We start from the raw sequence: 13325 nt of genomic DNA, 5'->3' as shown, positions 1-13325 counted from the left end.
GCGATGACCGCGCTCACCACCGACGTGAAGGTGCTCGTCATCGGCGCCGGGGCGATGGGCAGCGGCATCGCCCACGTCGCGGCCGCCGCCGGGCACGCCGTCTACCTCTACGACACGCGTGCCGAAGCGGTCGAGAAGGGCCGCGACGGCATCGCGCGCGACCTGCGCTTCCTCGCCGCCCGGGGCAAGCTCGCCGAGACCGAGGCGGACGCGACGCTCGCGCGCGTGATACCCGTCACCGAGCTCACCGCCGCGCGCGACGCCGGCCTCGCGATCGAAGCCATCGTCGAGAACCTCGACGTCAAACAAAAACTTTTCCGGGCGCTCGAAGACCTGCTCGACGCGGACGCGATCCTCGCGACCAACACCTCGTCGCTGTCGATCACGCAGATCGGCGCCGCGCTCGCGCGCCCCGAACGCCTCGCGGGCCTGCACTTTTTCAACCCTGCGCCGCGCATGAAGCTGGTCGAGATCGTCTCCGGCCTCGCGACGACGCGCGCCCTCGCCGACACGCTGTACGAAACCGCGAAAGCCTGGGGCAAGGTCCCGGTGCACGCGACCTCGACACCCGGCTTCATCGTCAATCGCGTCGCCCGCCCGTACTACGCCGAAGCGCTGCGCGTGCTCAACGAGCGTGCCGCCGACCCCGCGACGCTCGACGCGGCGCTGCGCGACGGCTGCGGCTTCCCGATGGGGCCTTTCGAGCTGATGGACCTCATCGGCCACGACGTGAACTTCGCCGTCACCCGGTCCGTCTTCGACGCCTACTTCGGCGACAAGCGCTTCACGCCGAGCCTGATCCAGCAGGAACTCGTTGCCGCCGGCCGCCTGGGGCGCAAGAGCGGGCGCGGTTTCTACGACTACGCCGAAGGCGCGAGCCTGCCCGCGCCGCAGAGCGAACCGCCGCAGCCAGGCGAAGCCGCGGTCACGGTGGTCGGCGACCTCGGCCCCGCCACCCCGCTGATCGCCCGCCTCGAAGCCGGCGGCGTTATCGTCCGCCGCGTTCCGGGCGAAGGGCAGGGCGCCGGCGCCGCCCGCGGCTGGATCGACATCGGCACCGCCCGTCTGGCACTGTCCGACGGTCGCAGCGCCTCGCGTCGTGCCCACGAGGAAGGCTTCGCCAACCTCGTCGTCATGGATCTCGCGCTCGACTACGCGGCGGCGAAGCGCCTCACGCTCGCCCGTGCCGATTCCTGCGGCCACGGAGCGTGGAACGCCGTCGTCGGCACGCTGCAGCGCACCGAGGCAGTCATCGGCCGCCTCGACGACGTCGCCGGCCTCGTCGGCCTGCGCACCGTGGCGATGCTCGCGAACGAAGCCGCCGACGGCGTCCTGCAGGGCATCGGCACCGCCGCCGACATCGACACCGCGATGCGCTACGGCACCAACTACCCGCGCGGCCCGCTCGCGTGGGCCGACGCGCTGGGCGTCCCCTTCGTCGCGCGCGTGCTGGAGAACCTGCGCGCGCACTACGGCGAGGAGCGCTACCGCCTGTCACCGCTGCTGCAGCGCGTCGCGCTGCGTCCGGACGGGCGCTTCCACGCCTGATCCCCGCGGCGGGGCAGGGCCGCGATGCCTTGCCCCGCGCGCGTGCCGCACCCCCATGACACGCCCGCGCCACTGCGCCTTCCTCCACCGCTAGTGGATCGGCACCGCAGCCCTGCGCTCTGAGCTCGTCGACGGCGCGCCGGGTGCTGCCGTCAACTCGTCTTTCCCCGCCTCGCGCCGCTCCGTTTGCCACATCTGCCTGCACTCCATTGCAGTCGAATGAATAATTGTTCATTCAATACTTGCTTTCGCAAAAATCCGGATGTAGAGTGAACGAACATTCAGTCAGTTGATGGACATCAAACAGACTGAAGCGGAGACCAGAGCGGGACGATTTGGCTGGACAGGCTCCCCGACAGGGCGGGGCATTCACGAGGAGACAGGTTCATGAACGACGGATTGTTTGACCAGTTCAAGGAGTGGTACGAGAAGCGCCACGACTATGCCCGCGCCTGGAAGGCGCGCACCGGCGGGCAGGTCGTCGCGACGATGTGCACCTACACGCCCGAGGAGCTGCTGATCGCGGCCGGCATGCTGCCGGTGCGCGTGCTCGGCGCGCACGAGCCGCAGAACGTGACCGAGCCGCACATCTTCGGCATGTTCTGTCCGTTCTGCCGCGACTCGTTGGCGCAGGGCCTGCTGGGCCGCTTCGACTACGCGGAAGGCGTCACGCTGACGCAGTCCTGCATCCAGTACCGCCAAGCCTACAGCTCCTGGCGTCAGAACGTGCCGACCGTGCAATGGGACTACTACGTCGCGATGCCCAACGACGTGCAGTCGCCGCATTCGCGCAAGGCGCACTACGCCGAAATCGAGCGCTTCCGCGTGTTCCTGCAGACGCTCACCGGCAAGCCGCTCACCGACGACATGCTGCGCGACGCGCTCGCGGTGATGGACGAGAACCGCCGCCTGCTGCGCGAGCTGTTCGACTACCGCAAGGCGGACGAGCCCAAGGTCACTGGCGTCGAGGCGCTGTATGCGTCGATCACCGCGCAGTTCATCGACAAGCGCGAACACAACGAGATGCTGAAGAAGGTGCTCGCGGCGCTGCCCAAGCGCCAGGTGACGCGGCCGACGGGTGCGCGCTTCATGACGATCGGCTCGGAGAACGACGACGTCGCCTTCATGGCGATGGTCGAGTCGGTGGGCGCCACGATCGTCATCGACGACCAGTGCTCGGGCACGCGCTACTTCTGGAACGCCTCGAAGCCCGAGGCCGACGTCGTCAAGGCCATCGCCGAACGCTACTGCGACCGCCCGGCCTGCCCGACCAAGGACTACCCGGCGCACACGCGCTTCGATCACGTGCTGAACCTCGCGAAGGAATACAAGGTGCAGGCGGCGGTCTTCCTGCAGCAGAAATTCTGCGACCCGCACGAGGGCGACTACCCGGACCTCAAGCGCCACCTCGAGGCCAACGGCATCCCGACGCTGTTCCTGGAGTTCGACATCACCAACCCGATCGGCCCGTTCCGCATCCGCATCGAGGCGATGCTCGAGACGCTGAGCGAAGAAGAACTGTTCTGAGCGACCGGAGACAAGACATGGACACCAAGGCGATCTACCCGACCGAACAGCTCAAGCTGTGGGGCAAGGCCAAGCAGCTGCGCGAGCAGTATTACCACAACTACGCCCGCGCCAAGGACAACGGCGGCATCCGCTGGTCCGCGGCGGGGTGGTCCTTCGACGCGATCCCGACCTCGCTCGGCGACGACGTCTATCCGCTCACCGGCGAGCCGTATTCGGCCGGCGTGTCGCTCGACAAGAAGTTCACCCAGCGCTGCCTTGACGCCGCCGAGTCCTACGGCTTCGCGCGCGACATGTGCTCCTACATGCGCATCTACTGGGGCAGCATGCACCTGGACGAGTACTTCTACGGCGGCAAGTGGCCGAAGTCGGACTTCATCTACCAGACGCAGATCTGCTGCTCGCACGCGAAGTGGTACCAGCACGTGGCGCGCGTGAAGAACATCCCGGACTTCTACGTGGATGTCTCGGTCGGCGCGTACAAGGATCTCACGCCCGAACGGCTCGACTACGTGACGGCGCAGCTGCACGACTCGATCGAGTTCGTCGAGAAGGCGACCGGGCGCAAGTGCGACGACGAGCTGCTGATCCGCGCGATCAAGAACGAGATGCGCTCGACCAGCCGCTGGGCGCAGATCTGCGAACTGCAGAAGGCGCGGCCCGCGCCGCTCGACGAGAAGACTATGTACTCGCTGTACGTGCTGTGCATCCTGCACAAATCCTCGCAGTGGTGCGCGGACTTCATGGACGAGCTGTACGACGAGGTGAAGGACCGCGTCGCGCGCGGCATCGCCGCGGTGGCCAACGAGCGCTGCCGCCTGATGTCCGACACGCAGCCGCCGTGGCCCTTCCTGAAGATCTTCCGCTACCTCGAGAGCTACGGCGCGGTGTCGATCGGCTCGCTCTACACCTTCGGCCTGGAAGGCACGTGGGAGTACAAGGAAGACGGCTCCTGGGGCGCGCGCACCGTGCCGTGGGAGAAAGGCATCGAGATGAACGACCGCGACACGGCGCTGCGCCTGTATGCCGACTGGAACCTGTCGAAGCCGCTGTGGCAGCAGTTCTTCGACCCGTCGGTGAAGTCCCGGATGATGCTCGACATCGCGCGCGACTGGGGGGTCGACGGCTGCATGATGCACCTCAACCGCGGCTGCGAAGGCCTCTCGGTCGGGATCATGGAAAACCGCCAGGCGATGGCCAAGGCCGGCATCCCGATCATGACCTACGAAGGCAACATGGGCGACGAGCGCGAGTTCGACGAAGTGCGCACCCAGGCGCGCGTCGATGCCTTTATGGAGCAGCTCGGCCTGCGCAAGCTGGCGGCCTGATCCGCAGCACACCCCCAAAACCGATAGAGAGCGGCGCCGCGCCGCCGGCTCCTGGAGCCGCGTTCCGTCATGGAGCCGGCTCCGGAGACGGGGTGCGCCCGATAAAAACGCACAAGCAGTGCCAACGAGATGAGGACAGGAAGATGATCACCGCAGGAATCGACATGGGTTCGCGCAGCGTCAAGGTCGTGCTGCTTGAAGAGGTCAGCATGGAAGGCAAGCCGCTGATGGTCGTGAAGCAGGCGCACATGATGCTGCCGGGCGACCTCGACGCCGATCAGGCGGCCGAACAGGCCTACGACGATGCGCTCGCTGAAGCCGGTGTGAGCCGTGATCAGGTGAAGTCGGTGTTCGCGACGGGTGCCGGTCGCGGCCAGGTGGCTTTCGCGACCGAAGGCGTCACCGAGATGACCGCCGGCGCGCGCGGCGCGGTGTACATGTACCCGCAGGCGCGCACGGTGGTGGACGTTGGCGCCGAGGAAGGTCGCGGCATCAAGACCGACGCGGAGGGCAAGGCGATCGATTTCGCCGGCAACGAGAAGTGCGCGGCCGGTGCCGGTTCGTTCGCCGAGGCGATGAGCCGCGCGCTGCAGCTGTCGCTCAAGGAGTTCGGCGAGGCGAGCCTGAAGTCCGACAAGAGCATTCCGATGAACGCGCAATGCACGGTGTTCGCGGAATCGGAGGTGGTGTCGCTGATCCACTCCTCGACGCCCAAGGAAGACATCGCGAAGGCGGTGCTGGATGCGGTCGCGAGCCGCGTGTGCGCGATGGTGCGGCGCGTCGGTATCGACGGCAACGTGGTGCTGATCGGCGGCATGGGCCACAACCCGGGCTTCGTCGCGGCGCTGAAGAACGCGATGGAAGTCGACGAGGTGCTGCTGCCGGAGTTGCCCGAATTCGCCAGCGCGCTGGGCTGCGCGCTGATCGCGGCCGAGCGCCTGCACTGAACCGAACGGACATGAATCAAGGAGAGATCAAGTGAACGCTGGAGTCGATGAAAGCAAGCTCGCCACCGCCGCCCCCGAGAAAAAGGAATTCTGGCGCTGGCAGGAAAACACCTGGTTCGACGAGACGAAGAACTGGAAGGACGCCAAGATCATCACCTGCGGCATCGACGTCGGTTCGGTGTCCTCGCAGGCGGTGCTGGTGTGTGACGGCGAGCTGTACGGCTACAACAGCATGCGCACCGGCAACAACTCGCCGGACTCGGCGAAGAACGCGCTCGCCGGCATCATGGACAAGATCGGCATGCAGCTCGAGGACATCAATTATGTCGTCGGCACCGGCTACGGCCGGGTGAACGTGCCCTTCGCCCACAAGGCGATCACCGAGATCGCCTGCCACGCCCGCGGCGCGAACTACATGGGCGGCAACAAGGTGCGCACCATCCTCGACATGGGCGGCCAGGACTGCAAGGCCATCCACTGCGACGACAAGGGCAAGGTCACGAACTTCCTGATGAACGACAAGTGCGCGGCCGGTACCGGGCGCGGCATGGAAGTCATCTCCGACCTGATGCAGATCCCCATCGCCGAGTTGGGCCCGCGTTCGTTCGACGTCGATGTCGAGCCGGAAGCGGTGTCGTCGATCTGCGTGGTGTTCGCGAAGTCCGAGGCGCTGGCGCTCCTGAAGGCCGGCTACACCAAGAACAAGGTTATCGCCGCGTACTGCCAGGCGATGGCCGAGCGCGTCGTGAGCCTGCTGGAGCGGATCGGCGTGGAAGAGGGCTTCTTCATCACCGGCGGCATCGCGAAGAACCCGGGCGTCGTGAAGCGGATCGAGCGCCTGCTGGGCATCAAGGCCGTCGATACCAAGATCGACAGCCAGATCGCCGGCGCGCTGGGCGCGGCGCTGTTCGGCTACACGCTGATGCAGAAGCAGGGCGGCAAGGCCTGAGCTCGCGGCGACGCGCGCGCGCCTTGCCGCGCCGGCCGCTCATGCGCGCGAATGCCCTGCCCCGCCGGGGGAGAGCCAGGCCATTCGCGCGGCATCGAAGCGCGCGCATTCCGCCTTCAGCCAGGTCGCGAAAGTCGCGACGCGGCGATCGTCGGGGCGGCGGGATAGCAGCACGTAGCGCGCCGGCGCACGTACGTGCCGGCCGAACACGTTCACCAGGCGTCCGCTCAGGATCTCGTCCTGGACCAGCGCCGAGCGGGCCATCACCACGCCCTGGTGGCTCAAGGCCGCGCCGATCGCCAGGCTCGACAGGTTGAACTGCGGCCCTTCGAGATGCGCGATCCAGGCGGGGTGAAACGCCTCGAGCCAGGTGCGCCATTCCACGAATTCGGCCGCACCGACCCACGGCGATGCGTCGTGCAGCAGCACGACGCCGTCGAGCGACTCCCCGGTCGCAAACCCGGGATGCCGCGCCAGATACTCGGGCGTGGCCGCGGCGAAGAGATACTCATCCAGCAACACGTCGGCCTGCAGCCGGCTGTACCGGACCGGGTCGTAACGCACCGCCACGTCGATGTCCTGAGCGTCCATCGCTTGCCGGTCGAGCGTCTCGAACTCCGCCTTCAGCCGCACGGACACGTCGGGCCGCTCGTGGTGGAACTCCGTCAGGCGCGGCATCAGCCATTGCAGCGCGAACGAGGGCAGGCAATTGACCTGCAGGGGCGCGTTCGGCTCGCCGAGGCGCAGGATCGTGTCCTGGATCTCGTACAGCGCGCGCGTCGTCGTCTCGAACAGCGCTTCGCCCTTCGCCGTCAGTTTCAGGCCGCGCGGCTGGCGCCGGAACAGCCCGTAGCCGAGGCGATCTTCGAGGTGGCGAACCTGCTGGCTCACCGCGCTTTGCGTGAGGTTCAGTGATTCGGCCGCCTTCGTGAAGCTCAGCAGGCGCCCCGCCGCTTCGAAGCAGCGCAGCGTCCCGAGGATGGATGAATCCAGCTTCATAGGTATTAGAAGGGCTAATGCACCGTCCAGAAAATATCGCTATTTTCACACGCGGGGCCGGCATAGGATTGCGGTCGATAAGAGAACCCCTGCGAGGATCCGCGACATGACCGCTCTCTCCCCGGCGCTATTAGCGCAGCTTCAATCCCGCCGGCCGCTGCTGTGGTTGAATCCAAGGCTCGGCCAGCACCTGCCGGCCTCCGCCCCGGCGACGGCGCTGATTGCGGCGGCGGAGGCGCGTCTGGCGCACTTTGAGCCGCTCATGGCGACGCTGTTTGCGGAACTCGCGTCGAGCAAGGGACACGTCGAATCGCAACTGATGTCCGCCGCCGCGCTGCGCGGGGCGCTGGGCGGCGACGATGCCGCCGCGGGCGCGTGGTTCGTCAAGCGTGACGACCAGCTGCCGGTCGCCGGCTCCATCAAGGCGCGTGGCGGTTTTCACGAGGTGCTCGCCTTCGCCGAATCCGTCGCGATCGAGCACGGGATCCTCGCCGCCGGCGGCGATCCCCGCGTTCTCGCGACGCCGCCCGCCCGCGCGTTGTTCTCGCAATACACGGTGTCGGTCGGCAGCACCGGCAACCTGGGCCTGAGCATCGGGGTGATGGCGGCGGCGCTGGGCTTCGACGCGGTGGTGCATATGTCCGCGGATGCCAAGGCGTGGAAGAAGGACCGTCTGCGCCAACGCGGCGTGCGCGTCGTCGAACACGCAGGCGACTACGCCGAGGCCGTGGCGGCGGGGCGCGAGCAGGCGCTGGCTTCGCCGCGCTGCCACTTCGTCGACGACGAAAGTTCCGCGCTGCTGTTTTTCGGCTACGCCGCGGCGGCGCGTCATCTCGCGCGCCAGCTTGCCGACGCCGGCCGCGTCGTGGACGCCGCGCATCCGCTCTTCGTCTACATCCCCTGCGGGGTCGGCGGCGCGCCCGGCGGCATCACCTACGGCCTCAAGGCCTTGTTCGGCGAGCACGTGCACTGCTTCTTCGCCGAGCCCGTCGCCTCGCCGTGCATGCTGGTGCAGCTGGCCTCGGGGGGCGACGCGCCGGTCCCGGTCTACGACATCGGCCTCGACAACCGCACCGACGCCGACGGCCTCGCCGTCGGGCAGGCCTCGCACCTGGTCAGCCCCCTGATGACGTCGCAACTCGCCGGCGTGTTCACCGTCCCCGACGACCAGCTCTACCTTCACCTGCTTGCGCTCAAGCAATCGCTGGACGTGGAAGTCGAGCCGTCGGCGGCGGCCGGCGTCGGCGGGCCGGGCTGGCTGCGCGATTCGCCGGAAGGCCGGGCGTATGTGCGCGACCACGGCCTCGACCTGAGCGCGGCAACGCAGGTGATCTGGCTGACGGGCGGCTCGCTCGTGCCGCCCGAGGAACTCCGGCGCTTCCAGGCGCACGCGGAAACGCTGAGCCGATCTCGGCCCGGCGCGGCGCAAGCATGAACGCGGCAGTGAAATAGACCGCTTCCGTTCGGCCTCCCCGTTCGCCCCAAAAGCTCAGGCGGAAAGGCATCTGGCAGTTCATAAACCGCCGATGAGGGGGCGAACCGGAGCGGAACAAGGGGGAAGCGACGCGAAGAGAGATTCCCGTTGACGGCATGAGAAAAATGAACGACTATTCATTCACCGAATTGCCAGGCGTATCCGGATCCCGGTGCGCGGCGGTCTCGGCCGGAATGGGCAACGGAACGTGGAGGATGTGATGGCGGCAGATCTGTCTCGTGCGCTCGCAGGCAAACACGCAGTGATCACCGGCGGCGGCCGCGGCATCGGCGCTGCGATCGCCGCGGCGCTGGCAGCCCAGGGTGCGTCGCTCACGCTGATGGGGCGCAACCGCGTGCAGCTCGAGGAGCGTGCCGCAACGTTGCGCACGGCGGGGCAGGGTGGCATCGAGGTGCATTGCGAGGCGGTCGACGTCGCCAGCGCGGATTCGGTCGAGTCGGCTTTTGCCGCCGCTGCGCGCGCGCTCGGACCGATCGCGGTGCTGGTGAACAACGCCGGCCAGGCCGGCAGCGCCCCCTTCCTGCGCACCGACCCCGCGCTGTGGCAGCAGATGCTGGACGTGAATCTCACCGGCACCTATCTCGCGACCCGTGCCGCGCTGCCCGACATGCTCGCCGCCGGTTGGGGCCGCATCATCAACGTCGCCAGCACCGCGGGCGAAAAGGGCTATCCCTACGTTTCCGCGTACTGTGCCGCCAAGCACGGCGTCATCGGCCTGACGCGCGCACTGGCGCTGGAGCTCGCGCACAAGCACATCACCGTGAATGCCGTGTGCCCCGGCTACACCGACACCGACATCGTGCGCGATGCGGTCGCCAACATCCGCGAGAAGACCGGCCGCAGCGAGGCCGAGGCGCTCGCCGAACTGGCGAAACACAACCCGCAGGGCCGGCTGGTGCGTCCCGAAGAAGTCGCCAACGCGGTGCTGTGGCTGTGCCTGCCCGGCTCCGAGGCGATCACCGGCCAGGCGATCTCGGTGTCGGGCGGCGAGGTGATGTGAGGGGCGGAACGGGCGCCGTCACCGTTATCAACGAGGCGGGCAACTACCGTTCGAGCTGAGCCGCCTGCCAATGCCCTTCGACGGGCTCAGGGCGAACGGTGTAACGGACACAAGCGGCTGTACAGACCCGCCCGAGCGGGCGCCGCACAGGACAGCAACCAAGAGGAGGGTGGACGCCGGTGGCGTACCGCCCCGAGAGGAGACGCGAAAATGAGTGATCGGAGCTATCTGGAGTGGCCCTTCTTCGACGAGCGCCACCGCGGCATGCAGATCGAGCTGGAGGCGTGGGCGGCGGCGCACGTCGGCGCCCACCCGCACGGTGATCTCGACGACGCCTGCCGCGCGCTGGTGCGCCAACTCGGCGTCGACGGCTGGCTGCGCTACATGGTCGGCGGCACCGCTTACGGCGGCCGGCATGACCAGATCGACACGCGCGCCGTGTGCCTGCTGCGCGAGACGCTGGCGCGCCACTCGGGGCTCGCCGATTTCGCGCTGGGCATGCAGGGGCTGGGTTCGGGCGCGATCACGCTGCACGGCAGCGACGCGCAGAAGCGCAAGTACCTGACCGAAGTCGCAGCGGGGCGTGCGATCCCGGCCTTCGCGCTGTCCGAGCCGGATTCGGGGTCGGACGTCGCGGCGATGGCGTGCAGCGCGCGCCGCGACGGCAACGACTACGTGCTCGACGGCGAGAAGACCTGGATTTCCAACGGCGGCATCGCCGATTTCTACGTCGTGTTTGCGCGTACCGGCGAGGCGCCGGGCGCGCGCGGCCTGTCGGCCTTCATCGTCGAGGCCGATGTGCCCGGCTTTGAAATCGCCGAGCGCATCGACGTGATCGCGCCGCATCCGCTCGCACGCCTGCGTTTTTCCGGCTGCCGCGTGCCCGCAGCGAGCCTCTTGGGCGAGCCGGGGCAGGGTTTCAAGGTCGCGATGCAGACGCTCGACATCTTCCGCACTTCGGTCGCCGCCGCCGCGCTCGGCTTCGCGCGCCGTGCGCTCGACGAAGGGCTGCGCCGCGCGACCACGCGCGACATGTTCGGCAAGAAGCTCGCCGACTTCCAGATCACCCAGGCCAAGCTCGCGCAGATGGCGACCCACGTCGACACCGCCGCACTGCTCACCTACCGCGCTGCGTGGATGCGCGACCAGGGCAAGAACATCACGCGCGCCGCGGCGATGGCCAAGATGACGTCCACCGAGACCGCGCAGCAGGTCATCGATGCGGCGGTGCAGTTGTGGGGCGGCTGCGGCGTCGTCTCCGACCATCCGGTCGAGCGCCTGTACCGCGAGATCCGCGCGCTGCGCATCTACGAAGGGGCGACCGAGGTGCAGCAGCTCATCATCGCCCGACAGACCCTTTCTGCCTGGGAGCAGGAACAGGTCGCCTGAGCCTGGCGGGGGAATCACGGCGGGCGTTGTGCGCCCGTCGTGATTCCCCATTTTCCTATAACTAAATGAGTGAACGTTCAACCAGTGAGCGTACCGAGGAGGAGACAAACATGCATGCAAGCGTAGTGAGCCTGGACGCGGCCAGCGCCGCGGGGCTGCGTCCGGTGAAGGTATGCGGCGCCGGAAGCGGGGAGAGGGAGGGCGAGGATGGCCCCGATGAGGATGCCGGCGTCCAGCTCGAACCCGGTTCGATCGAGCACGTCGCGCATCCCGAGGCGCTGCCGCACGGGCCGTGGGGCAAGCGGTTGTACGCGGCGAGCAGGGTGTCTGCGCTGACGGGCGGGACCGTGTTCATCGCGTTGATCGCGATGTCCCTAGTATCCATCGTGGCCCGCAAGCTGTACGCAGCGCCCGTGCCGGGTGACTTCGAGATCCTGCAGATGGGCGCCGCCGTGGCCTCCGCGACCTTTTTCTCCTACTGCCAGATGGTGGATGGGCACGTGCGCGTCGACTTCTTCACGCACTGGCTGCCACTGCGCGGGCGCGCGCTGCTCGACGGCTTCGCGGCGCTGCTGATGGGGGCGGTCGCGCTGCTGGTCGCGTGGCGCACCGGCGTGGCGGCGGTGTCGTCCTACGACTCGGGCGAGGCTTCGGTGATGCTCGGCTGGCCGGGCTGGGTGGCGATCGCCCTGATCGTTCCGGGTTTCCTGTTGTTCGCGGCGACCAGTCTTTACATCGCGGGGCGCCGCTTCGGCGTCGTGCTCGGAGGTGCAAAATGAGCGGCATTGCGATCGGCGCGACGATGTTCGCGATCCTGCTGACGATGCTGGTGCTGCGCGTGCATATCGGCATCACCATGTTCGTCGTCGGCGCAGGCGGCTACCTGACGATGATGGGCGGCGAGCTCACCCCCTTCCTCAACATGCTGAAGAACCTCGCCTACGCGCGGCTCTCCAACTACGATCTGGCCGTCATCCCGATGTTCCTGCTGATGGGACAGTTCGCGACCCACGGCGGCCTGTCGCGCGCGCTGTTCCGCTGCGTAAGCTCGCTCGTCGGGCACTGGCGCGGCGGCGTCGCAATCGCCTCGACCGGTGCCTGTGCGGGCTTCGGCGCGATCTGCGGCTCCTCGCTCGCGACTGCGGCGACGATGGGCCAGGTCGCGCTGCCGGAATTGAAGCGCTACAACTACTCCGGCGCCTTGGCGACCGGGGCGCTGGCGGCAGGCGGCACGCTCGGCATCCTGATCCCGCCCTCGGTGCCGCTGGTGATCTACGCGGTGCTCACGCAGGAGTCGATCGGCAAGCTCTTCATGGCCGCCGTGCTGCCGGGCCTGATCGCGATGCTCGGCTACATGCTGGTGATCCGCATCATCGTCACGCTCAAGCCCGAGGCCGGTCCCGCCGGCCCGCACGTGCCGCTGGCGGAGAAGCTGCGCTCGATCGTCAACGTCATGCCGGTGGCGCTGATCTTCCTCGTCGTCATCGTCGGCATCTACGGCGGCTGGGCCAACCCCACCGAGGCGGCATCGATCGGCGCCGCGGCCTGCGGCATCCTCGCGGTGGTCACCGGCGGCATGCGCGCGGAAGGCGTCCGCGAAAGCGTGCTCGGGGCGGCCGAGGCCACCGCGATGATCTTCCTCGTGCTGCTCGGCGCCGACATGCTCAACACCGGTCTCGCGCTCACGCAGATGCCGGTCGAACTCGCGAACTGGGTCCGGGGCAGCGGCCTGTCGCCGCTGTTGGTGTTGACGACGATCCTGCTGATCTATGTCTTCCTCGGCTGCGTGATGGACGCGATGGCCATGATCCTGCTGACCATCCCCATCTTCTACCCGGTGGTCATGGGGCTGGAGTTCTGGGGGCTGGCGCCCGAGGAGAAGTCGATCTGGTTCGGCATCCTCGTGTTGATGGTGGTCGAGATCGGCCTCGTGCATCCGCCGGTCGGCATGAACATCTACATCATCAACAAGGCCGCGAAGGACGTGCCGCTTACCGACACCTTCCGCGGGGTGATGCCCTTCCTCGCCTCCGACATGATGCGCATCACGCTGCTGCTGTTCTTCCCCGCCATTTCGCTGTACCTGGTCCGGATCTTCGGCGGCTGACAAGCCGGGGCCGGCCTTTCATTCCAAAGAGGAGAC

Annotated in this window: 11 protein-coding genes; 10 read left to right on the top strand and 1 reads right to left on the bottom strand. The window is 67.7% G+C overall.

Features of this window, described 5'->3' with window-relative positions; genetic code table 11:
- The first annotated feature begins 3 nt into the window (after window positions 1-3).
- The 5 genes from paaH to bzdQ all read left to right on the top strand — a co-directional run bounded on the left by paaH (window position 4) and on the right by bzdQ (window position 6299).
- A complete protein-coding gene (gene paaH / locus CDA09_RS22705; protein WP_121430596.1) occupies window positions 4-1548 on the top strand; it encodes a 3-hydroxyacyl-CoA dehydrogenase PaaH in 1545 nt (514 codons plus the stop codon).
- Window positions 1549-1935: 387 nt separating this feature from the next.
- Window positions 1936-3075: a benzoyl-CoA reductase, bzd-type, subunit N gene (gene bzdN, locus CDA09_RS22700; protein ID WP_121430595.1), complete on the top strand. Its 1140-nt coding sequence runs from the start codon at window positions 1936-1938 to the stop codon at window positions 3073-3075.
- Between the two features lie 17 nt (window positions 3076-3092).
- A complete protein-coding gene (gene bzdO, locus CDA09_RS22695; RefSeq protein ID WP_121430594.1) occupies window positions 3093-4403 on the top strand; it encodes a benzoyl-CoA reductase, bzd-type, subunit O in 1311 nt (436 codons plus the stop codon).
- 143 nt (window positions 4404-4546) lie between these two features.
- Window positions 4547-5350, top strand: a complete 804-nt coding sequence (locus CDA09_RS22690; RefSeq protein ID WP_121430593.1) for an acyl-CoA dehydratase activase — start codon at window positions 4547-4549, stop codon at window positions 5348-5350.
- A gap of 31 nt (window positions 5351-5381) precedes the next feature.
- Window positions 5382-6299 carry a benzoyl-CoA reductase, bzd-type, subunit Q gene (gene bzdQ / locus CDA09_RS22685; RefSeq protein ID WP_121430592.1) on the top strand — a complete coding sequence of 306 codons (918 nt, stop codon included), beginning with the start codon at window positions 5382-5384 and terminating at the stop codon, window positions 6297-6299.
- A gap of 39 nt (window positions 6300-6338) precedes the next feature.
- Here bzdQ and CDA09_RS22680 read toward each other — a convergent pair whose 3' ends face one another.
- Window positions 6339-7298 carry a LysR substrate-binding domain-containing protein gene (locus CDA09_RS22680; RefSeq protein ID WP_121430591.1) on the bottom strand — a complete coding sequence of 320 codons (960 nt, stop codon included), beginning with the start codon at window positions 7296-7298 and terminating at the stop codon, window positions 6339-6341.
- A gap of 106 nt (window positions 7299-7404) precedes the next feature.
- Between CDA09_RS22680 and dsdA the strand changes: the two genes are divergently transcribed.
- From dsdA to CDA09_RS22655, 5 genes are all read left to right on the top strand, one after another.
- Window positions 7405-8733: a D-serine ammonia-lyase gene (dsdA, locus tag CDA09_RS22675; protein WP_121430590.1), complete on the top strand. Its 1329-nt coding sequence runs from the start codon at window positions 7405-7407 to the stop codon at window positions 8731-8733.
- A gap of 259 nt (window positions 8734-8992) precedes the next feature.
- Window positions 8993-9793 (top strand): SDR family NAD(P)-dependent oxidoreductase, encoded by an 801-nt coding sequence (locus CDA09_RS22670; protein WP_121430589.1) that lies wholly within the window; start codon window positions 8993-8995, stop codon window positions 9791-9793.
- 210 nt (window positions 9794-10003) lie between these two features.
- On the top strand, window positions 10004-11182 hold the full coding sequence (locus CDA09_RS22665; RefSeq protein WP_121430588.1) for an acyl-CoA dehydrogenase family protein: 1179 nt from the start codon (window positions 10004-10006) through the stop codon (window positions 11180-11182).
- A gap of 110 nt (window positions 11183-11292) precedes the next feature.
- Window positions 11293-11961, top strand: coding sequence for a TRAP transporter small permease (locus CDA09_RS22660; RefSeq protein WP_121430587.1), 669 nt, complete (start codon window positions 11293-11295; stop codon window positions 11959-11961).
- Window positions 11958-13289: a TRAP transporter large permease gene (locus CDA09_RS22655; RefSeq protein WP_121430586.1), complete on the top strand. Its 1332-nt coding sequence runs from the start codon at window positions 11958-11960 to the stop codon at window positions 13287-13289. Before CDA09_RS22660 ends, CDA09_RS22655 begins: the two co-directional genes overlap by 4 nt.
- Window positions 13290-13325 lie beyond the last annotated feature (36 nt).

Source organism: Azoarcus sp. DN11 (genome assembly GCF_003628555.1).
Taxonomy (GTDB): Bacteria; Pseudomonadota; Gammaproteobacteria; order Burkholderiales; family Rhodocyclaceae; genus Aromatoleum.
Note: the sequence above shows the minus strand (reverse complement) of the source record. Positions and strands in the feature narration are given on the sequence as shown.

Excerpts from the sequence above, each read along its gene's own strand:
- paaH (WP_121430596.1), top strand. The coding sequence starts at position 4 with ATGACCGCGCTCACCACCGACGTGAAGGTGCTCGTCATCGGCGCCGGG.
- bzdN (WP_121430595.1), top strand. The coding sequence starts at position 1,936 with ATGAACGACGGATTGTTTGACCAGTTCAAGGAGTGGTACGAGAAGCGC.
- bzdO (WP_121430594.1), top strand. The coding sequence starts at position 3,093 with ATGGACACCAAGGCGATCTACCCGACCGAACAGCTCAAGCTGTGGGGC.
- CDA09_RS22690 (WP_121430593.1), top strand. The coding sequence starts at position 4,547 with ATGATCACCGCAGGAATCGACATGGGTTCGCGCAGCGTCAAGGTCGTG.
- CDA09_RS22680 (WP_121430591.1), bottom strand. The coding sequence starts at position 7,298 with ATGAAGCTGGATTCATCCATCCTCGGGACGCTGCGCTGCTTCGAAGCG.
- dsdA (WP_121430590.1), top strand. The coding sequence starts at position 7,405 with ATGACCGCTCTCTCCCCGGCGCTATTAGCGCAGCTTCAATCCCGCCGG.
- CDA09_RS22670 (WP_121430589.1), top strand. The coding sequence starts at position 8,993 with ATGGCGGCAGATCTGTCTCGTGCGCTCGCAGGCAAACACGCAGTGATC.
- CDA09_RS22665 (WP_121430588.1), top strand. The coding sequence starts at position 10,004 with ATGAGTGATCGGAGCTATCTGGAGTGGCCCTTCTTCGACGAGCGCCAC.
- CDA09_RS22660 (WP_121430587.1), top strand. The coding sequence starts at position 11,293 with ATGCATGCAAGCGTAGTGAGCCTGGACGCGGCCAGCGCCGCGGGGCTG.
- CDA09_RS22655 (WP_121430586.1), top strand. The coding sequence starts at position 11,958 with ATGAGCGGCATTGCGATCGGCGCGACGATGTTCGCGATCCTGCTGACG.